Consider the following 19,425-nt stretch of genomic DNA (forward strand, 5'->3'; position numbering starts at 1 on the left):
GCGTTGCCCTAGGCCTCGACCTCTCCCTCGGCCTCGACGGTGACCAGCCGGACGGCCGGCGCCGAGACCACCTGGACGTGCGGGACACCCGGCACGCGGATGTTGACGAATCCGCCCTCGATCGCGAAGTCGACCCCCGTGACACGGCTGACCCGCCGCCCGTCCGCGCTGAAGACCGCGTAGGCGGTGTCCAGCTCGATCGTGCCCTTGCGCCACTCGCGGCTCATGCCGACACCTCCGGGAAGTCGAGCTCGGGCCGAGCGAGGTGATTGAAGTGGTTGGACAGGGTGTTGAGCGCGACATGGGCGACGATCTCGCCGAGCTCGGCGTCGCTCACCCCGGCGTGCCGGGCCCCGTCCAGCATCGAGTCCTCGACCCGGCCGCCGGTGCGCACCACCGCACGGGCGATCCGCAGCACGGCATCGGCGTGCGCGTCCCCGTCGTCGGCGCCCTCGCGTGTGCGGAGCAGCTCCTTGTCGCTCAGTCCGAGCTTGCGGCCCCGCAGTGTGTGGGCGCTGACGCAGTACGTGCAGTGGTTCTCCTGGGCGACCAGGAGCGCGAGCTGCTCACGGAGCCGGGCGGACAGGACGCCGCGGCTGAGGTGATCACGCAGCGCGAGGTAACCGGCCAGCGCGGCGGGGGAGTTGGCGAGGGTCGCGTACAGGTTGGGCACCCGGCCGAGCTGTCGGCGGGTCTGGTCGAGCAGCCCGGACGGGTCGTCGGTGAGCTGTGGCATGCGCGGCATGAATCCTCCAGATGGTACCGATCGGTTCCAACCTCTCGCGCCGAGACGGTACCGATCGGTTCCATCCGCGTCAAGATCCGGCTACTCTGACCCCCATGGCCACCCACGCACGCGAGCGCCTCCTCGACACCGCCGAGGAACTCTTCTACGCCGAAGGCATCCGCGCCGTCGGCATCGAGCGCATCGTGGCCGAGTCCGGAGTCGGCCGCGCCTCCCTCTACCGCCACTTCGCCGGCAAGGACGACCTCGTCGTGGCCGTCCTCCAGCGCCGCGACCAGGCCTGGCGCACCTGGCTCGCCGAACGCGTGGGCGCGCTCGGCGGCCGTCCCCTGGACATCTTCGAGGCCCTCGCCGAACGCTTCGCGAACGCCGACTTCCGCGGCTGCGCCTTCATCAACACCATGGCGGAGACCGCCGACACCGACAGCGCCGCCTACCGCGCCGCCGCCGCACACAAAGAACGCGTCATCGCCTACGTCGCCGACCTGCTCGCCCGGAACGGATGCGCGGAGCCCGAGACCCTCGCACGGCGTTTCGTCCTCCTCATGGACGGCGCCATCGTCACCGCCCTGCGCGAACGCACCACGGCCCCCGCGGCGGAGGCCCGCGCGGTCGCGGCGGCCATGCTGGGCGCGTCGGGCTGATCCCGCTCGGCGCAGGGTGCCGTGAACGCGACCGTGCGGGCCTCAGCGCGGTCGGTCCGCGCTCCAGTCCCACGCGCTGATCGTCGTGCGCATCAGCCGGGCGGCGGCCGTCAGCCGGGTGCCGGCGCCCCAGTGCAGGGTGAGTCGGCGGCGGCACTCGGGGCTGTCGACGGCGATCCAGGCGGCAGCGCCGGGCGGGGCGAGGCGCCGGGCGAGGTCGGGTACGAGGCCGATGCCGAGCCTCGCCTGGATCAGTGCCGCGATCGCGCTGAGCTCGTCCCCTTCGCACACGATCCGCGGGGTGAGGTCGTGCGCGGCGAACAGCCGGTCGAGCAGGCGGCGTTGCCAGTGCCCCGGCTGGGCGGCGATGAAGCCCTCGCCGGCGAGTTCCGGCACGGTCACCGAGGAGCGGTCGGCGAGCGGGTGACCGGGTGGGGTGACCAACCACACCGGCTCGTCCAGCAGTTGCACCGACTCCAGGCCTTCGGCGGGGATCGGCTGCGAGGCCGCGCACAGGTCGACTTCCTGGGTCAGCAGTCGGCGGGCCATGTCCGCCGCGGGTGCCTGATGGAGTTCGACCTCGATGTCCGGGTGGGCCCGCTTGTACGCCGCGAGCGGTCCGGTGAAGGTCAGGAAGGTCTCGGACGCCAGCCGTACGCTGCCGAACCCCTCGTCCGCGAGTTCGGCCACCGCGCGCCGGCCCGCCTCCAGTTCGCCCAGCGACCGTTCGGCGTAGTCACGGAAGAGGCGACCGGCGTCGTTGAGGCGCAGCCGGCCCGCGCGGTCGAACAGCGGAGTGCCGAGTTCCTTCTCCAGCCGGGCGATGGTGCGGCTCAACGACGGCTGGGCGACGCGCAGTTCCTCGGCCGCGCGGCTGAGGTGCTCCAGTCGGGCGACCGCCAGGAACTGCCGCAGCGAGTTGAGGTCCATCCGTCACCATCTCCTCGTGCCCGGGCATGCCTTCCAGAGCATCACTTCATAGCAATACTGATCTTAGACGTGATAGCCCCACGGGCATACCGTCGTGATGTCAGCCGCCCTCGCACCACATCGCGGCACATCGCAGCGAAGGAGCCGTCATGTTCATGAACGCGCGGAGGTCGCCCGAGGCCGAGGCCTGTGGCGCACGAACGAGGCGCAGGAGGATCGCGGCCGCCGCCGTGGCCGCCGTGGTGATCGGCACCGGCACCGCCGCCGGCGCCGGAGCGGACACCCCGGAGGGCGGGCAACCCGAAGTGCTCGAACTCAAGGTCCGCAACGACCAGTACGCCGCCGACGACAAGGCCCCCGAGGGGCCGAGCCTGGGCGACACCTACGTCTACTCCGGCGCGGCGCTGCAGGACGGCCGTACCGTCGGGCGCGGCGGCGGTACCTGTCAGGTCGTCCAGGTCGAGGGCGACACCCCCACCACACAGTGCCTGATCACGATGGAACTCGACCGGGGTTCGCTGACCATGCAGTCGCTGTGGACGAGCGGACCGAGCCATCTCGACATGGCCCTCACCGGCGGCACCGGTGATTTCAGCAGGGCACGGGGAATCGCTCGCTACTGGGACATCGGGACGGCCGACGAACGCGTACGGATCGAGATCCTGCACTGACACGGACTGACACGGACTGGATGAGACCAACTCGTGCCGAGCGAAGGGAAGATGGACCTCATGGCCACACAACAGCAGGCGACGGACGAAGCCGAGATCCGTCGGCACATCGACAAGCTCGTCGAGGGACTCGAGAAGAAGGACCTCGAAGCCCTGAGGCGACTCTACGCACCGGACATCGTGTCCTTCGACGTCCAGCCGCCCCTGCAGCACGTGGGCGTCGACGCCAAAATCGCCAACTGGACCCCCGTCTTCACCGCTTTCGAGACCGTCACCTACGAGGTGCGCGACCTGGCGGTGACCGTGGGCGGCGACGTGGCGTTCGCCCATGGTTTCGGCCGCCTCGGCGGCACGCTCAAGGACGGGACGGTGATCGGCGGTATGTGGGTCAGGGCCACCCACTGCCTGCGCAAGGCCGCCGGGGCGTGGCTGATCGTCCACGACCAGGTGTCGGTGCCGCTCGACGTGGCCACCGGCGCCGGAGTCACCGACCTCCAACCGTGACCGATCGTCGGCCGGGCACGTGACGTGCGGCCGGCGCCGGGCCGGGAGCGGCGGGCCGAGTCAGACGGGCAGCAGACCCGGGAACGGCCCGTGCCCCACGCCCGGTGCTGTGACCGCCAGCCAGCCGTGCCCGCGCACGACCGTGCTCGTGCCCACGAGCTCCGGATCGACCGACAGGTACGCACAGGCGATGCGGGCGCCCGCGGTTCCGGCCTCGGGGTCCGCGTCCTCGGACTCGGGATCGAAGCCGGGCTCGTTCATCGCGAGGTCCTCCCACGGCAGCGGGTCGCCCTCCCACTCCGGGTCGCTGTGGGCCGCGTACCGCCGGATCACCAGGCCGTCCTCCGCCACGAACCAGAGGTCCGAGCCGTCGGCCCCGTCGACGTAGAAGAGCTGGGCGTGTCCGCACGCGTCGCTGACGCGTTCCACCGTCTCGATCATGTCGTTCCAGTGGTCGTCGCCGACAATCAGCTCGAACGGGCCGAACACCAGCCGCCAGCCGTCCAGTTCAGGCGTCACGAAGGCCCGGCCGACGCCACGCTCGGGGTCGTCCGGGGCCGGGATCCGGAGCTCCTCGCCGTACGAGGCCGCCACGCCCGCCGCGACCGTCACCGGGCGGCGGTCGTGCAGGCCCAGTGCCTCGAAGACGCCCTCGTACGTCGCCCCCGGCACGGCCAGCCACCAGCAGCCGAGCTGCGGTGAGGGCAGCCCGCCGACCTCGCCCGGAAGCTTCGACCGCACCAGTCGCTCCACCAGCGTGCGGTCGCGCTCGTCCAGCGCGTCGAGGCCTCCGCCCTCCAGCAGAACGCCGAGCGACCCCCGCCGCATCGGCCGGGACGCGCCGGGATCCCGGCGCAGAGCGCGCAGTCGCGGCGCTCGGGCCTCGTACACGGCGCGTGCGTAATCGGAGACGTTGCTCGCGCAGTCACCTCCCCGGGCGACGACCTCCAGCAGGGCCCGCAGACCGGCCTCGGAGTCCACCTTCAGCCTGATCAGCCCCTGGAATCCGTAGTACGCGAGATCGCGGTCGGGGTCGGCCGCCAGCGCCGCGTACTGCTCGGCGCAGCGTTCGTCGAAGCAGCCGAGCAGCCGGCTGACCACGAAACCGTGCAACTCCCCACGGCGCGTGGCCGCGAGGACCGCGTCGAAGGCCGGCGGTCCGATGCGTCCCAGCACCTTCTTGTACGCGTCGACATGGCGTATCGCCGCCTGTCCGGTCGCACCGCGCAGCACCCCGGGCAACGCGGCCTCACCGTGCGCGGTCAACTGCTCGACCGCTGCGTCGACTTGAACGGAGTCCCCGCTCTCCAGATCCCCGACGAGCTGCGCGATCACGGATTCGATCTTCATAGGAAGATCCTAGGGGCGGGCGTTCGGGGCCCGGGGCGGGGCGGGTCGGCCCGGATCGTCAGAGCGACCTGGTCATGAACACACTGCTGGGGTCGGGCCGGTAGTCGGCGAACGGTGCGCAGTAGGCGAACCCGAACTTCTCGTAGAGCCTTCTGGCGGGCAGGAAGAAGTCGGCGGCGCCGGTCTCCAGGCTGAGTCGGGTGAAGCCGAGCACCTTGGCCTCGGTGAGGATGTGGTCCAGCAACCGGGAGGCGATCCCGCTGCGAGTACGTGCCGGTGCGGTCCGCATCGACTTCAGTTCGGCGTGCTCAGGGTTCAGCCTCGTGATCGCGCCGCACCCCACCACCGCGTCGTCCTCGTGCGCCGACCAGAAAGTGACCTCGGGGCGGCGCAGCCCGTCCAGGCCGAGAGCGTGCTTGCTCTCCGGGGGAGTGAGGGACCGCATCTGCGCCACGTGGTCGGCGAGGAACTGGGCGATCCGCGGTCCGGACAGGTCGTCCACGACGATCCTCACCTTGCTCACTGACGGCTCACTGATCCCTCCGGTCCGGCGACTGCGCGTACGGCGTCACTCTAGGACGTCGCTTCTGCCGTGCTGCTCCCGCCCGGGCGTCGGAGCAGGCCACCTGCTCCGGAACGGTCTTGTCCCGCCGAGAGCCCGCGGGGGATCATCACCGCGTGCCACACCAGGAGAAACTTCACGACCTGCTCGCCCGCGCCGGACTGACGGTCGTCGGGGAGGTGCGTCCCGGCGGGCTGTTCCCGCCCGAGGCCGGGTGGCGGGTCGCGCGCGGGATCGCGGCGCCCGACGGCGCGCGGCGGGGCACGATCGACGACGCCTGGTGGCGCCGACTCGTGGGCGCCGACGGCGCGTTCCTGGTCGCCGTCCTCGGGCATCGGATCGGCGGCAACGACGCCTGGTGGACCCGGGTCCGCACCACCGGCGGCACCGCCGTCCCGCGGCTGACCGGCGACCCCGGATTCGTGGCGCTCTCCCTCGACGGGCAGGTGCTGATCGCGCGGGTTCCCGGCGTGGACGGGCCCCGGGTGACGGCCGTCGACCGGTTGCCGGAGCGGCTGGAGGAGGTCGCCGTGGCCGCCGGGCGCGAGACGGAGGCCCAGCGTGCCGCGACGTGGGAGACGGTGCCCGCTCGGCCGGCGTGGCCCCTCCACTGGGCGGACGGGATCGGGTCCAACCCCTGCGCGCCGGACGCCCTGCTGATCCGGTTGCTGGACGTGGAGGTGGGTTTCCTGCACGGCTGCGACCGGCCCGCCGTACTCGACGCCGCCCTGGCGCACCCCGATCCGGAGGTGCGGGCGCGCCCCGCGGACACCTTCCGCCCCCGGCTCACGCCCGACCAGTGGCTGCGCCTGATCCGCGCCGAACCGTCGCCGAGCCGCCAGGTGCTGTGGGCCGGACACGCCGCAGCCCGCGGCATCGACATCCCCGAGGACCTGTACGACGCCCTCCTCGCCGGCCCGTCCCGCGCACAAGCCGCCGCCCTGCCCGGGCTGCCCGCCCACCACCTCACCGGCCTCACGACCGACGCGGACCCCCGCGTACGGGCGGCTGCCTGCGCCCGCTGGAACGACCTCACCGCACCGCAGCGGACCCGGCTGCGGGCCGACGCCGACGACACCGTACGTACGGCGGCGCTCCTCGCGCGCCACACCCACGGCTCCGTACCCATGCCCCGCGAGGTCTTCGCCGCACTCTCCGAGGTCCATGGCCAGGTTCTCGAACAGTGCTGCCTTTCCCCCGAGTTGGAGGCGGACCTGGTCCGGGACCCGGACCCGTCGGTACGCCGAGCACTGGCCGCCAACCCGCGGCTCGGTGCGGACGGTGTCGCCGTCCTCGCACGGGACCCGCACGACGACGTCCGCGCCGCCGTGGCGCTGCGCGCCGACCTCGACGAGGTGCAACGCGCCGCTGTACGCCACGACTTCGACCCGGCGTCGATGTCGCACACCCTGCCCTGGGTCGAGGACCTGCACGATGACGCCGACGCGATGCGCCGCCTCGCCGCGTCGTCCCATCCACTGGTCCGCCGGAGCGTGGCCCGCGCCCGGCACCTCCCACCGGATGTCGTGGCACGCCTGGCACGGGACGAGGACCGCACCGTCCGCCTCTTCCTCGCCGAATCGTGCGACGACGCGCCGCAGGACATGCTCCTCGAGGTCTGGCGCTGGTGGGACGGCAGCTTCAGCCACCCGGGCCGCCCCCGCACCCACCCGAACTTCCCGCGGACGAACCTGCTGCGCTACGCGGACGCCCCCGAGGGACGCGTACGGCGCCTGGCCCTGGACGACCCTGCGTCCACGCCCGCCGACGTGGCACGACTCGTCCGCGACCCGGAGGCCGAGGTGCGTCGCCGGGCGGCCGAGGACCCCCGGCTCGCACCGGCCGACGCGGTACGGCTGCTGAACGATCCGGTGGCCCACGTCCGCGCGACGGCGACGCGCAACCCGCGGCTGCCGGCCCGCGTCCTCGCCGGGCTGCTCCACGACCGCGACACGGCGGGCACGGCGGTCACCAACCCGGCGATCCCGGTCCCCGTGTTGTACCGCATCCTGGCCGCGGCCGAGGACGCCGTGGCAGCCCGCCGCTGAACCGCGCGTCATCCCCGCCAGGCGTCGGCCACGGATGAGGCCATGGCGCGGGCCTGCGCGTGACCGGCCCGGGCGGCGGCGGGCCTTCGGGCGTCGTCCGTCATGTTGCGGCCCATGACGCGGCGCGCGGTGCGGTCCGGGGTCAGCAGCGTGACGCGTGCCCCGTCCTCGGACAGTTCCGTGGCCTGCTCGGAGGCGCTCGGGTGCGGCCCGACCGCCTGGGGGATCGGGACGACCGCCAGCACGTGCCGGTACCCGCGGGCGAGCTGGAGGTTGGCCGTCGACCGGCTGCCGCCGTCCATCCAGCGCCGGCCCGCCACGGTGACCGGCGGCCAGACGACGGGCACGGCGCAGCTCGCCGCGACCGCTGCGCGGAGCGGCACTCCCGAGCGTGAGTCGAACACCTCGACCTGCCCGGTCCGCGCGTCGATCGCGGTGACCCTGAGCTCCTGCCCGGGCCAGGCATGGACGTCGCCGAGCAGTGTGCCGACGGTGTCGAAGACCTCCGACTCCGGGCCGGTCGGGGCGCTGAGCGCGGCCCGGGCCAGGCGTTCGACCGATCGCTGCGGATCGCGGGAGCCCAGCGCCGCCCACAGGAACCGCGCCGTCTGGCGCAGGGTCACCGGGAGACGGACCGCGTCGGCTCCGGAGAGCTGACGTGCGTAGAGCTCCGCGGCGGGGACGCCGGACAGGAGCCGGGATCCGAACACGGCACCGGCGGACGTGCCGATGACGACATCGGCGCCGCGCAGATCGATCCCGGCCTCGGTGAGCCCGGCCAGGGCCCCCGCCAGCCAGGCCCCACCCACCGGCCCGCCCCCTCCGAGCACGAGTGCGGTGTCGGACACGCTGCCTCTCCTCCTCGCGAACGGCCGGCGGGCATCCGGCCCGCCGACTGAACCGGGGAGCTCTCCCCAGTTGCTGGTCCGACGATAGCACTCGTAGCGGGGAGCGCTCCCCGCTACGAGTGCTGCGAGTCCGAGGGCGACGCCCGCTCACGCTCCCCCTGGCGCCACCAGCCCCGCCTCGTACGCCAGGACCACCGCCTGGGCCCGGCTGGTGAGGTCCAGTTTGGTCATCGCGCGGTTGAGGTGGGTCTTGACCGTGGCCTCGGAGATGAACAGGCGTTCCGCGATCTCCAGGTTGGACATGCCGCGCCCCGTGAGGCGCAGCACCTCCGTCTCCCGCGCCGTGAGCTGCGCCAGCGCGGGCGGCGCGGGCGGGGGAGGCGTCGACGCCGACGGGGCGGTGAACGTCTCGACCAGGCGGCGGGTGACGCTCGGCGCGAAGAGGGTGTCGCCGCCCGCCACCGCGGCCACCGCCGTCAACAGCCGCTCCGGCCCGGTGTCCTTCAGCAGGAATCCGGACGCGCCGGCGCGCAACGCGTGGAACACGTACTCGTCGAGGTCGAACGTGGTGAGCATCAGGACCCGGGGCAGCGGCTCGTAGTCGGCGGCCAGGATCCGCTCCATCGCGTCGATGCCGTTCATCCCCGGCATCCGGATGTCCATCAGGACGACCTCCGGCCGGCAGCGCAGCGCCTCCGCCACCGCCTGCGCCCCGTCCGCCGCCTCACCGACCACCTCGAACCCGTCGGCGGCCGTCAATAGCCCCACGATCCCCGCACGCACCAGGAACTGATCGTCCACCACAAGCACCCGCGTCATCGACCGCCGTCATCCCCTCAGCCGCCGGCGCCCTCCCGGCCCGACGGAGCGGACGTCGGCAAGGTGAGCCGGACCTGGAAGCCCCCCTCTGGGCGCGGGCCGATCTCCACGCTACCGCCGTAGAGCCGCACGCGTTCCCGTATGCCGATCAGGCCGTGGCCCGTTCCTGATTCCGCGGCGACATCGGTCCGTTCGGGCGCAGTCCGGGAGGCCGCGCCGTCGTCGGTGACGCTCACCCGCAGCGCATGCGTCCCGTACGACACCCGGACGACGGCACTGGTCGGCCGCGCGTGCTTCAGCACATTGGTGAGCGCCTCCTGCACCACCCGGTACGCGCACAGCCCGATGCCCGGAGGCAGCGACCGCTGCGGCCCGTCGACGGTCAGTTCCACCGGCACCCCGCCGGCACGCACCCGCTCCACCAGCTCGCCGAGCTCGTCCAGCCCGGGCACGGGCTCGTACGACTCGGGCCCGCCGTTCGCCCGGCCGCGCAGCAGCGTCAGCATCCGGCGCATCTCCACGAGCGCCTCGTGGGAGGTGTTCTCGATGGTCGCGAGCGCCGCCCGCGCCGTGTCGGGGGCGGTGGTGAAGACGTACCGCGCGAGGCCCGACTGCACGGATATCACCGACATGTGATGCGCGATCACATCGTGCAGCTCGCGGGCGATGCGCGCTTGTTCCTCGGCCACGGCCCGCCGCGCGTTCTCGTCACGCTCCGCGCGCAACTGCCGTGTCAGCTCCGCGAGTCGTTCCCCACGCCGCTCCGACTGCCGCGCGGACTGCCCGAACCGGACCAGGATCGCCGGGAAGACGACCGCCATCGCGGCGGCGGCCGTCACGGAGCCGTCCGGCGCCGCGTACCCCGCGTACACCCAGACCGCGCCGAGGGCGACGGCAGCCGCGACGGCGGTGCGGAGCGGGCGGGTCGCGGCGACGGTGTACAGGGCCAGCAGCGAGGCGAGGCTGTTGACGGCGGGCCAGTGACCGAGTGCCACGTACAGCGCCCAGACGCCGTAGACGACGGCGGCGACGGCGACCGGGGCGCGGCGGCGGGCGACGAGGGCGAGGTTGATCACGCACGTGAGCGTGAGACCGAGGGCGCCGAGTCGGGGGTAGCCCTCGTGGCTGTCCTGCCGGCCGAGCAGCAGGGCGCACGCCAGATAGGCGAGCGCGATGCCGGTGTCCACCACCAGGGGGCGCCGGGGTCCGTTGATCCGCGGGTGCCACACCGTCGCAGCGTAGCCGGGCGGCCGGCGCGGCGGCGTCAACCTTCCGCTGTACCGCGGAAGTTGCAGGAACCGCGGACGTACCGCGGCTCTCACGGCCGATCTCCAACCGCCAGGGGACGTGGCGGCGGCGCGCGATCCGTAGCTTCTTCACCACGACGAGGGCGGCCCAGGCGAAGCAGCTGGGGGACGGCGGGTCGCCCTCGTCGTGGTCGCGGGGCTCACGGGGGTCCCGACGGGGGACACAGGCCCGCGGCCATGACCGAGGGGAACGGACATGTCTGTACGTACTAAGGCGGCCGCGGCCGCAGCGGTCCTGGCACTCGCCGGTGGCGCCGCGCTCACCACGACGCCGGCGTCGGCCAACGCGTCGGCGGGTGCGGTGACCGGCGGCGGTGGCTGGGGCGACGACTGGTACGACGAGGGCACGGTCTCGTCGTCGGCCTACAGCCACAGCAACCTGGCGGCCATGTGGCAGGGCATCCTGTGGGCGGACAGCGTCTACGAGCAGAACGGCACGCCCACCGACCTGTCGGACATCGACTGCCGGTTCGGCGCCAACACCACGTACTCGACCAAGCGTTGGCAGAGCCGCTACGGACTGACCGCGGACGGCAAGGTCGGCCCGAACACCTTCAAGAAGGCCGCGTCCCGGGTCTTCGTCAGCAGCTGGAACGGCTCCACCGGCACCTTCTGGTACGAGGGCCGCACCGCGTCGGGTGCGAGGACGGGCAAGAACGTCGGCTTCCGTCGGGTCACCGGGGGCTACTGGCAGATGTACAACCAGGGTGAGTGGAAGACGGTGTACTACCGCACCGCCAACTTCAGCCACTGCAGCTGACGTTCACCGCTCCACAGCGGCCTGCCCCCTGCCTGCGAGGGCGGGGGGCAGGCCGCTGTGTGTGGGGGGAGCGGTGCGTAGGACCGCGGGGACCGATCCGCCGTCGAACGGAGGCCTCTCCCGATGCGCGCCACGGCCGGAGCGGCACCGGGCGCGAACACGCCGGTCAGCCGGCCCGCGTGGCGTCGACGGTGTCCGCGGCATCGCCCGCACCGCCGGGGAGCGCGCCCGCCTCCGGCGCGTCGAGGGACTCTCCCGCGTTCGCCGCCGGCCGGCACGCCATCAGACACACGGCGCTGACGGCCGCCATGGCGGCGAAGGCGACCGCGACCGGCACCCAGGACTTGTCGAAGGAGGAGTACAGCCAGGTCGTCGCCGCGGGGGCGAGTGTGCCGAGGAGTCCCGCCGTCTGGAAGCTCATGGACAGGCCCGTGTAGCGGACGCGCGGCGCGAACCACCCTGAGGCGAGCGTGCCGAGCGAGGCGTACGCGATCGTGCTGGCCAGCATGGGCAGGCACATGGCGAGCCACAGACCGGCGACCGAGCGGGTGTCGGCGAGCCAGAACATCGGGAAGGCCGCGACCAGGTGCAGCAGGACGCCGATGAGCGTGACCCGGCGAAGGCCGTAGCGGTCGGCGAACAGCGCGCTGAGCGGGGTGCACACGATGACGACGACGGAGGCCGCGGTTCCGGCTGCTGCCGCCTGAGCATCGGTGAAGCCCAGCTCCGTGACGGCGTAGGTCGACATGAAGGTGACGACGATGTAGTAGCCGCCGACGGTGATCAGGAACGCGCCCGTGGCCAGCAGCCAGGTCTTCCACGCGTGCCGCAGCACGCCGATCACCGGGGCGGACTCCTTGCTCCTCGCCGCAGGGCCCGCGGCTTCCTCGGCGCGCCGCGCGGCCTCGAACTCGGGCGACTCGTCCATCGAGCGCCGGATGACCAGGCCGACCGCGACGAGCACCGCGGACAGCAGGAACGGGACCCGCCACGCCCAGTCCGCCAGCGCGGCATGCCCGAACAGCGCCACCAGAGCGAAGACGCCGGTCGACAGGAAGTAGCCGACACCGTCGCCGACCTGCGGGAACGAGCCGAAGAACGCCTTGCGGCGGGGCGGCGCGTGCTCGACCGCGAACAGGACGGCCCCGCCCCACTCGCCGCCCACGGCCAGGGACTGGATCATGCGGATCAGGACGAGGAGCAGCGGCGCGAGAACGCCTATCTGGTGGTACGTGGGCAGCAGGCCGATGCAGACGGTGGCGGCGCCCATCAGGGTCATCGACCAGATCAGCGCCTTCTTGCGGCCGTGCCGGTCGCCGATGTGGCCGAAGAGAATGGCGCCCAGCGGTCGGCCGAGGGCGCCGACGAACAGCGTCGCGAAGGACATCACCGTGCCGAGCGTGCGGCTCATCTCGGGGAAGAAGAGCTCGGGGAACACCAATGCGGCGGCGGTGGCGTAGATGCCGAAGTCGTACCACTCGACGCTTGTGCCGATCATCGCCGCGGTGGCGATCTTCCAGGGCCCGGAGCGGCGTGGCGCCCCGGCGGCGGGGGCTGCGGTGCCCGTGGACTGGCTCATACGTGGCTCCTTGGGGGACATCGATTGGGTTCGGGGTGGACCCAAAATCGATGGGGCGACGCTAGGTCCGCCCGTGCGGCCTGTCAATAGGGTTCGAAGCGATCCCAATAGACTGGTCGAACGGGCAGGAACGGAATCCGGGCGTGAGGGGCAGGCCATGGGCGGGACGGGCGCGAGCCGGGGCGACGGCGCGGGCAAGGTCAAGGGGGACGGCAAGGGGGACGGAAAGGGAGAAGGCAAGAGCGGCGGCAAGGTGCAGGCGGGTGAGTCGGGGGCCAACGGCTCCGGCCCCCGGCAGGCGCCGTCGTACGCGGTCGTGGCCGAGGCGCTGCGCCAGCGGATCGCCCTCGGCGGATTCGGCCCGGGCGACAAGCTGCCGACCGAGCGCGAGCTCGCCGAGGTCTTCGGAGTCGGCCGCAACACGGTCCGTCAGGCCGTACGGGAGCTGGCCGAGGAAGGGCTCGTCGTCACGACGCTGGGGCGTTCCGGCGGCACCCGGGTCGCACCGGCGCCCCGGAGCGGCCAGGACAACAGGGCGGCCATCGCCGCGGGCATCCGCGCCTCTCTGCGCGACTACATGGAGTACCGCCAGGCCATCGAGCCGTTCGCGGCCCGGCTCGCCGCCGAGCGCGGTGCCGCGGCGGGCCGGCGCGGGCTCGTCGAGATGCTGGACGCGAAGGTTGCCGACCTCGGTGAGTACCACCGCGTCGACACCCGCTTCCATCTCGGCGTCGCCGAGGCCGGTGGCAACGAGGTGCTCGCGGAGGCCGTGACCCGCGCCCGTACCGAGATGTTCGTGGCCGGCAACGCGCTCTGGCTGGGCTCCGACTGGACACCGGTCTACCCGACGGGGCAGGACTTCGGGCGGGCGTTCCGTGAGGAGCACGAGGCGATCGCGCTGGCCGTGCTCTCGGGCGACGGGGACACGGCGGAGCGCCGGATGCGGGAGCACCTCAAGGAGTCGCACCGGCAGTTCCTGGTGCTCCTGGATCAGTTCGCCACGTCCTCCGACTGACCGGCCCTCCTGTCGGCCGGCCTCTCCGGCAGGCCGGCAGTCCCCTGTCCGTGGTTGACGGGCGCTCGGGCGGCGGCCTAAGGTCCGAATTGGATCCGATGCGGATCCAATTAGTCGCTCGTTCCGACAGGAGCCCTCGGTGCACGCATACGACGAAGACCTCACCCAGCAGGTCATGGGCCATCTTCTCGACCGGCTCCGCCTCGACCCGCCGCCGCTGGGCCGGCTGGGCGAGCGCGAGGAACTCGCCCTGGCGCTCAAGGACGCCATCGGCACGGAGCCCCGCCGTCCGGCCGACGTGCTGCGGACCTACGCCGAGGAACTGGAACCGACGGTGGTCTCCTGCGACCACCCCGCCTTCCTCGCGTTCATCCCCGGCGCCCCGACGAAGGCCGCCGCGCTGTTCGACATGGTCCTCTCGGCCTCCTCCCTGCACGGCGTGTCCTGGCTGGAGGCCTCGGGCGCGGTCGCCGCCGAGAACCAGGTGCTGCGCCTCTTCGCCGACCTGGCCGGCCTGCCGCAGGGCGCGGGCGGATGCTTCGTCAGCGGTGGCTCGGCGGGCAACCTCTCCGCCTTGGTCGTGGCCCGCGACACCGGCCGGCGCCGGCTCGGTCTGACCGCGGCGGACCCTGTGCGGATCGCCGTCAGCGACCAGGTCCATTCCTCCGTCGGCAACACCCTGCGCATCATCGGCGTCGAACCGCTCGTCGTCCCGACCTCGGACCACCGGCTCACCGGCACGGACCTCGCCGCCGCACTCGACGCGGCGTCGGCCGACGGCGGGGCCCCCGTCGTGGCTGTCGTCGCCACCGCCGGCACCACCAACGCGGGCATCATCGACGACCTCGACGGTGTGGCCGAGCAGGCCCGGGACCGCGACCTGTGGCTGCACATCGACGCCGCGTACGGCGGAGCCGCCCTCTTCGTGCCCGAACTCCGGACGCGCCTGCGCGGCATCGAGCACGCCGACTCGCTCGTCGTCGACCCGCACAAGTGGATGTTCGCGCCGTTCGACTGCGGGGCCCTCCTCTACCGGGACCCGCGCCTCGCCCGGGCCGTGCACACCCAGGACGCGTCCTACCTCGACGCGATCCACGGCGCGGACGGAGACGGCCACGACGAGGACTGGAACCCCAGCGACTACGCCTACCACCTGACGCGGCGTCCGCGCGGCCTGCCCCTGTGGTTCTCGCTCGCCGTCCACGGCACCGACGCCTACCGGGACGCCGTGGCCCGGGGCGCCGAGATCGCGCGGTACGCGGCCCGCCTCGCCGAGGAGACCGAGGGTCTCGAACTGCTCCGCGAGCCCGAGCTGACGGTCGTCCTGATCCGCCGCACCGGCTGGCAGCCCGAGGACTACTACGCGTGGTCCAAGCGCCTCCTCGCCTCCGGCCTCGCGTTCATCACCCCCAGCGTCTGGGAGGGCGAGACCGTCGCCCGTCTGGCATTCCTCCACCCGGGAATCACCGAGGAGACGGTCCGGTCGATCCTCGCGTCCCTCACCGACTGAGCCCGGCGGCTGATGTCAGGCAGGTCGGCGTCGACCGCTCGACGAGCGGCGCCCGCGTACGGGTTGGCCGCCGTGCTCCGGCAGTCCCGCGAGGCGGCCGGAGCCACGACGGGACGCAGTGCGGTCCCGTATCGACCGCAGTGCTTGAATGGGCAGTCGTCCCGGCCGCTGTCGCAAGGAGATTCGCTGTGCCCCTGGTGTCCGTCGTGATGCCCGTCCACAACTCGGCGGCGACCCTCGGCGCGGCCGTCCGGTCGGTGCTCGCCCAGACCCACAGCGACGTGGAGCTGCTCGTCACCGACGACCAGTCGTCCGACGACTCCATGGAGCTGCTCAGGGAGTTCGCCCGGCAGGACGAGCGCGTCCTGCCCCGCTCGGCCCCCGAGCGCGGCGGCGCCGGCAAGGCGCGCAACCTCGCCATGGAGCGGGCTCGCGGGGACTACATCGCCTTCCTCGACAGCGACGACATGTGGCTGCCCGAGAAGACCGAACGGCAGCTCGCCTTCGCCGCGGAGGGCAGCGCGCCGCTGACCTTCACCTCGTACTTCAAGATGGACGCCGACCACGCCGGCGAGGCCGTCGACTTCGTCCCGAACGGGCGCGTCATCCGGGCCCGGGCCCACGTCGACTACCGGGCGATGCTGGTCAAGGACCACATAGGCGCCCTGACCGCCATGTACGACCGCACCGTGCTGGGCACCCGGCTCATGCCGGAGATGCGCAAGCGGCAGGACTACGCCCTGTGGCTGTCGATCATGCGCGACGGCGCCGACGCCCGGGGCCTGGCCGAACCCCTGGCCGTGTACCGGGCCCACCAGGCGGGGTCGCTCTCCTCCAACAAGCTGTCGCTGGTCCCGTACAACTGGGAGCTCTACCGCGAGCACGAGCAGCTGTCGGTCCCGCGCGCGACGAAGGCGCTGGCCGGCGCGGTGTGGCAGTCGGTGCGCAATTCACGGATCTAGGGCGTGATACGTTCCTGCCGCCGTGCAGTGCCGCGAACCGAGGAGGTGAGACCGATCAACGCTTCGACAGGTCGGGCCTCCCTCCCTCCGCATGGCTGAGGGAGCGCCCGCAGTGGCATCCCGAAAGGCATGATTCGCTTTGCGCTTCACCTCTGAGACGTCGTCCGACGGCGTCCGCGAACAGCTCTTCACCCTCGGCGAGATTCCCGGCGTGCTGTGGACGCCGGAAGGCGCCGTCGGAACACGTGCGCTCGTCCTGATGGGCCACGGCGGCGGTCAGCACAAGAAGGCCCCGGACATGCTGGAGCGTGCCCGGCGCTTCGTGACCGCATGCGGTTTCGCGGTCGCGGCGGTCGACGTCCCCGCTCACGGCGACCGTCCGAAGGTCGAGGAGTACGACCGGCTCGCGACCGAGAACCAGCGACGCGTGGAAGCCGGCGAGGAGTTGGCTCCGCTGATCGCCGCCTTCCAGGCACGCGTGGCCCGCCGGACCGTGCCGGAATGGCGGGCGGTCCTGGACGCGGTCCAGCGACTCGAACACGTCGGAGCCGGTCCCGTGGGCTACTGGGGAGTCTCCCTCGGGTGCGGGCTCGGTGTTCCCTTCGTCGCCGCCGAACCCCGGGTCCGCGCCGCGGTGTTGGGACTGGGTGGGGCGTCGGCCTGTGCCGAGGACGCCGCGCGGATCACCGTCCCGGTGGAGTTCCTGGTCCAGTGGGACGACGAGCGGGTGCCGCGACCGCACAGCCTGGCGCTGTTCGACGCCCTGGGCTCGGCCGAGAAGACGTTGCACGCGAACCCCGGTCGGCACGGGGAGGTCCCGGCGTTCGAGCTGGAGAGCACGCTGGGGTTCCTCGCCCGGCACCTCGGCTGACCCGGCCGGCGGAGCTCACCTCCGGTCCGTGGTGGTGGCGCCCGGCAGGGCCTGCTGATACAGCGCCACCAGCACGCCGTGCACGGGCTCGCCCTCCGCCGCCTCCTCGGTCTCGTCGACCAGCTTGGTGAGCGTCTCGCCGAGTTCTCTCGCCTGCGCCGGGCCGAGGCGCAAGTGGCGCAGGGTCAGATGGGGCTCGACGGGGGAGCGGTCCAACTCCTGGGCGACCGCGGTGAACATCGCGGCGGTGCCTGCCGCCTGGGGTTCGGCGACGACCATCCGGCGGGCCGTGCGCTGGTAGTGCTGCTCGGTGCCGCCGCGGACCTGGCGGGTCTCGGCGACGTGGACCAGCCCGGCTTCGCGGAGCACCTTGAGGTGATGGGCCACGTTGCCCTTCTTCGCGTCGAGCTGCACCGCGAGCCTGCTGAGGGTGGCGGGCCGCTGGCCGAGGGCGAACAGCAGCCGCTGGCGCAACGGATGGGCCAGCGCGGCGAATTGCTCGGGCGCGCCGATCTCCAGGACGTCCTGAGGCGGCGGCGGAGGGGGAGTCTGATCTCGCATACCGAAAGTGTCTAAACTCGTTGACGCTTTCGCAAGGGCGGTGCTCTACTCCTTGCCATGACGACCTCGACGAAGCTCGCGCCGGCCCCGGTCATCGACGAGACGATCCGGCTGCTGACCGAGCACTACGTCTTCCCCGAGACAGCCGAACAGCTCACCGGCCTGCTGCGGCGCCGCCTCGCCGAGGGCGCCTACGCCGTCGACGACGCCGAGCGGCTCGCCCGCCTCGTCACGGCGGACCTGCAGTCCGTCAACAACGACCGGCACCTGCGACTGAAGCACCACGCCGACCCGATCCGCCCGAAGAAGGGCGCGGCCACCCTGGACGCCATGCGCCGGGAGTTCGACACCTCGCTGGGCGGCGTCCCCCGCGTGCAGCTGCTCGACGGCGGTGTCGCCGTGGTGGAGCTGGGGCCGATGCTGTTCCCGCTGGACTGGGCCGCCGAACCGCTGAGTGCGGCGCTCACCCTGGCCTCCCGCGCCCAGGCCCTGATCGTGGACCTCCGCGCCAACCGGGGCGGCGACCCCGACACCGTCGCGTTCGTCTGCAGCCACCTCCTCGACGAGCGCACCCACCTCAACACCATGTACTGGCGCGACGGCGACCGCCGCGAGCAGTCCTGGAGCCAGCCGCACATACCCGGCGCCCGCTTCGGCGGCACCAAGCCCTTGTACGTGCTGACCGGCGCCACCACCTTCTCCGCCGCCGAAGAGCTGGCCTACGACCTGCAGCAGCTCGGCCGCGCCACCGTCGTCGGCGAGACGACCCGCGGCGGCGCCCACCCCTGCAACGGCTGGACCCTGCACCCCCACCTCGAAGCCACGATCCCCGTGGGCCGCGCCGTCAACCCGGTCTCCGGGACGAACTGGGAAGGCACCGGGGTCCGTCCCGACGTCCCCTGCACCGCCACGGACGCCCTGGACCAGGCCCACGCCCTGGCCCTCACCCGCCTGAAGGAATGACCCGCTCGGCGCGGACGGCCCGACGCGGGGCGGCCCGCCCGCGCCGCTGGGTCACGCGTGGTCCGGCACGCGGGAGACGGTCTGCGAGGTCGCCGGCTGATAGGCCGGGTTGCTCTCGCATCCGGACATGATCTCGGTGCGGGTCTGCTTGTCGATCGGGCAGGCGCCGATGATGAACCGCGGGGCGATCCCGCCGGGGAAGGCGACCTCGACCTGTTCCGCGTACTTGTGGGTGTCGCCGATGGTGCGGTTGACGTCGATGCCGTTGGGCGCGTCGATGTAGTAGTTGTACGCGCCGGGCTTCAGCCACCTCGCCCATGTCTTGTACAGGTCGTGGTCGTAGGTGGTGGAGACGAACGGGGACGGCTGGTTCGCCAGCACGTACTTCTCCAGGTCGTACTGGCCGTTGACGGTGTCCCTGGGGCGGAAGCCCTCCTTGAAGATGCTGTCGGGGGCGCGTCCGTCGGCACGGTAGAGCGTCTTGCAGTCCTTGCGGAAGACCGGCTCAGGGGTGATCTTCTCCAGCGGGACGGGACGTACGACCGCCGCGTACAGCTTGTCCTCGACCACGGGGCACGCGGGTGCGGCGGCGGCGAGGACCGTGGCACGAGGGAGTGCCGGGGCCGCGGTGGCGGTCGGGGCGGCGGAGGACGAGGCGGCGGCCAGGCTCACGAGGACGCCGAGGAGAGCCACGGCCTTGGCTGACAAAGGGTTCTTGATCACCCGGTGATCATCGCGAGTGCACCGCGTCGCCCGGGGGCGCCACTCGAAAGTGG

The 19,425-nt window shown here is 72.5% G+C and carries 21 protein-coding genes; 10 read left to right on the plus strand and 11 right to left on the minus strand.

Annotated elements, in window-relative coordinates; all coding sequences use genetic code 11:
* Window positions 1-8: 8 nt before the first annotated feature.
* Both ACZ4E1_RS05360 and ACZ4E1_RS05365 read right to left on the minus strand, forming a co-directional pair.
* Entirely contained in the window at window positions 9-227 is a 219-nt protein-coding gene (locus tag ACZ4E1_RS05360) for a hypothetical protein (protein WP_467536041.1), read from the minus strand.
* On the minus strand, window positions 224-745 hold the full coding sequence (locus ACZ4E1_RS05365; RefSeq protein WP_467536043.1) for a carboxymuconolactone decarboxylase family protein: 522 nt from the start codon (window positions 743-745) through the stop codon (window positions 224-226). The genes ACZ4E1_RS05360 and ACZ4E1_RS05365 overlap by 4 nt, the downstream gene beginning before the upstream one ends.
* Before the next feature lie 95 nt (window positions 746-840).
* Here ACZ4E1_RS05365 and ACZ4E1_RS05370 point away from each other — a divergent pair, with 95 nt between their 5' ends.
* On the plus strand, window positions 841-1,389 hold the full coding sequence (locus ACZ4E1_RS05370) for a TetR/AcrR family transcriptional regulator (RefSeq protein ID WP_467536044.1): 549 nt from the start codon (window positions 841-843) through the stop codon (window positions 1,387-1,389).
* A gap of 42 nt (window positions 1,390-1,431) precedes the next feature.
* Here the strand turns inward: ACZ4E1_RS05370 and ACZ4E1_RS05375 are convergent, their stop codons facing one another.
* The gene (locus ACZ4E1_RS05375) at window positions 1,432-2,319 is read right to left on the minus strand and encodes a LysR family transcriptional regulator (RefSeq protein ID WP_467536046.1); all 888 of its coding nucleotides are present in this window, start codon (window positions 2,317-2,319) and stop codon (window positions 1,432-1,434) included.
* Between the two features lie 149 nt (window positions 2,320-2,468).
* Between ACZ4E1_RS05375 and ACZ4E1_RS05380 the strand changes: the two genes are divergently transcribed.
* Both ACZ4E1_RS05380 and ACZ4E1_RS05385 read left to right on the plus strand, forming a co-directional pair.
* Window positions 2,469-2,990 carry an allene oxide cyclase barrel-like domain-containing protein gene (locus ACZ4E1_RS05380; protein ID WP_467536048.1) on the plus strand — a complete coding sequence of 174 codons (522 nt, stop codon included), beginning with the start codon at window positions 2,469-2,471 and terminating at the stop codon, window positions 2,988-2,990.
* A gap of 60 nt (window positions 2,991-3,050) precedes the next feature.
* The gene (locus tag ACZ4E1_RS05385) at window positions 3,051-3,494 is read left to right on the plus strand and encodes a YybH family protein (protein ID WP_467536049.1); all 444 of its coding nucleotides are present in this window, start codon (window positions 3,051-3,053) and stop codon (window positions 3,492-3,494) included.
* A 60-nt stretch (window positions 3,495-3,554) separates the two neighbouring features.
* Here the strand turns inward: ACZ4E1_RS05385 and ACZ4E1_RS05390 are convergent, their stop codons facing one another.
* Window positions 3,555-4,844 (minus strand): hypothetical protein, encoded by a 1,290-nt coding sequence (locus ACZ4E1_RS05390; RefSeq protein WP_467536052.1) that lies wholly within the window; start codon window positions 4,842-4,844, stop codon window positions 3,555-3,557.
* Window positions 4,845-4,902: 58 nt separating this feature from the next.
* A complete protein-coding gene (locus tag ACZ4E1_RS05395; RefSeq protein WP_467536655.1) occupies window positions 4,903-5,358 on the minus strand; it encodes a GNAT family N-acetyltransferase in 456 nt (151 codons plus the stop codon).
* 164 nt (window positions 5,359-5,522) lie between these two features.
* On the opposite strand from ACZ4E1_RS05395, the gene ACZ4E1_RS05400 reads away from it, so the two are divergent.
* On the plus strand, window positions 5,523-7,454 hold the full coding sequence (locus ACZ4E1_RS05400; protein ID WP_467536054.1) for a hypothetical protein: 1,932 nt from the start codon (window positions 5,523-5,525) through the stop codon (window positions 7,452-7,454).
* Window positions 7,455-7,462: 8 nt separating this feature from the next.
* Here ACZ4E1_RS05400 and ACZ4E1_RS05405 read toward each other — a convergent pair whose 3' ends face one another.
* From ACZ4E1_RS05405 to ACZ4E1_RS05415, 3 genes are all read right to left on the minus strand, one after another.
* Window positions 7,463-8,302, minus strand: coding sequence for a patatin-like phospholipase family protein (locus ACZ4E1_RS05405; protein WP_467536055.1), 840 nt, complete (start codon window positions 8,300-8,302; stop codon window positions 7,463-7,465).
* 147 nt (window positions 8,303-8,449) lie between these two features.
* The gene (locus ACZ4E1_RS05410) at window positions 8,450-9,121 is read right to left on the minus strand and encodes a response regulator (protein ID WP_467536056.1); all 672 of its coding nucleotides are present in this window, start codon (window positions 9,119-9,121) and stop codon (window positions 8,450-8,452) included.
* A 17-nt stretch (window positions 9,122-9,138) separates the two neighbouring features.
* The gene (locus ACZ4E1_RS05415; RefSeq protein ID WP_467536058.1) at window positions 9,139-10,350 is read right to left on the minus strand and encodes a sensor histidine kinase; all 1,212 of its coding nucleotides are present in this window, start codon (window positions 10,348-10,350) and stop codon (window positions 9,139-9,141) included.
* A gap of 274 nt (window positions 10,351-10,624) precedes the next feature.
* On the opposite strand from ACZ4E1_RS05415, the gene ACZ4E1_RS05420 reads away from it, so the two are divergent.
* A complete protein-coding gene (locus ACZ4E1_RS05420) occupies window positions 10,625-11,188 on the plus strand; it encodes a peptidoglycan-binding domain-containing protein (protein ID WP_467536059.1) in 564 nt (187 codons plus the stop codon).
* Between the two features lie 166 nt (window positions 11,189-11,354).
* Here the strand turns inward: ACZ4E1_RS05420 and ACZ4E1_RS05425 are convergent, their stop codons facing one another.
* Complete coding sequence (locus tag ACZ4E1_RS05425; protein WP_467536062.1) at window positions 11,355-12,767, minus strand: MFS transporter; 1,413 nt, start codon at window positions 12,765-12,767, stop codon at window positions 11,355-11,357.
* A 157-nt stretch (window positions 12,768-12,924) separates the two neighbouring features.
* Here ACZ4E1_RS05425 and ACZ4E1_RS05430 point away from each other — a divergent pair, with 157 nt between their 5' ends.
* The 4 genes from ACZ4E1_RS05430 (at window position 12,925) to ACZ4E1_RS05445 (ending at window position 17,125) form a co-directional block, all read left to right on the plus strand.
* Entirely contained in the window at window positions 12,925-13,782 is an 858-nt protein-coding gene (locus tag ACZ4E1_RS05430) for a FadR/GntR family transcriptional regulator (RefSeq protein WP_467536066.1), read from the plus strand.
* Between the two features lie 139 nt (window positions 13,783-13,921).
* The gene (locus tag ACZ4E1_RS05435; RefSeq protein WP_467536069.1) at window positions 13,922-15,292 is read left to right on the plus strand and encodes a pyridoxal phosphate-dependent decarboxylase family protein; all 1,371 of its coding nucleotides are present in this window, start codon (window positions 13,922-13,924) and stop codon (window positions 15,290-15,292) included.
* Window positions 15,293-15,480: 188 nt separating this feature from the next.
* Complete coding sequence (locus ACZ4E1_RS05440; RefSeq protein ID WP_467536071.1) at window positions 15,481-16,254, plus strand: glycosyltransferase family 2 protein; 774 nt, start codon at window positions 15,481-15,483, stop codon at window positions 16,252-16,254.
* 139 nt (window positions 16,255-16,393) lie between these two features.
* Window positions 16,394-17,125, plus strand: a complete 732-nt coding sequence (locus ACZ4E1_RS05445; RefSeq protein WP_467536073.1) for a dienelactone hydrolase family protein — start codon at window positions 16,394-16,396, stop codon at window positions 17,123-17,125.
* Between the two features lie 15 nt (window positions 17,126-17,140).
* Here ACZ4E1_RS05445 and ACZ4E1_RS05450 read toward each other — a convergent pair whose 3' ends face one another.
* Window positions 17,141-17,686: an ArsR/SmtB family transcription factor gene (locus ACZ4E1_RS05450; RefSeq protein ID WP_467536075.1), complete on the minus strand. Its 546-nt coding sequence runs from the start codon at window positions 17,684-17,686 to the stop codon at window positions 17,141-17,143.
* Between the two features lie 57 nt (window positions 17,687-17,743).
* Between ACZ4E1_RS05450 and ACZ4E1_RS05455 the strand changes: the two genes are divergently transcribed.
* The gene (locus ACZ4E1_RS05455; protein ID WP_467536077.1) at window positions 17,744-18,649 is read left to right on the plus strand and encodes a S41 family peptidase; all 906 of its coding nucleotides are present in this window, start codon (window positions 17,744-17,746) and stop codon (window positions 18,647-18,649) included.
* 51 nt (window positions 18,650-18,700) lie between these two features.
* On the opposite strand, the gene ACZ4E1_RS05460 is transcribed toward ACZ4E1_RS05455, so the two are convergent.
* Window positions 18,701-19,372: an ADP-ribosyltransferase gene (locus tag ACZ4E1_RS05460; RefSeq protein ID WP_467536080.1), complete on the minus strand. Its 672-nt coding sequence runs from the start codon at window positions 19,370-19,372 to the stop codon at window positions 18,701-18,703.
* Window positions 19,373-19,425: the final 53 nt, after the last annotated feature.

It is taken from the genome of Streptomyces sp. NPDC025806, from assembly GCF_055558275.1.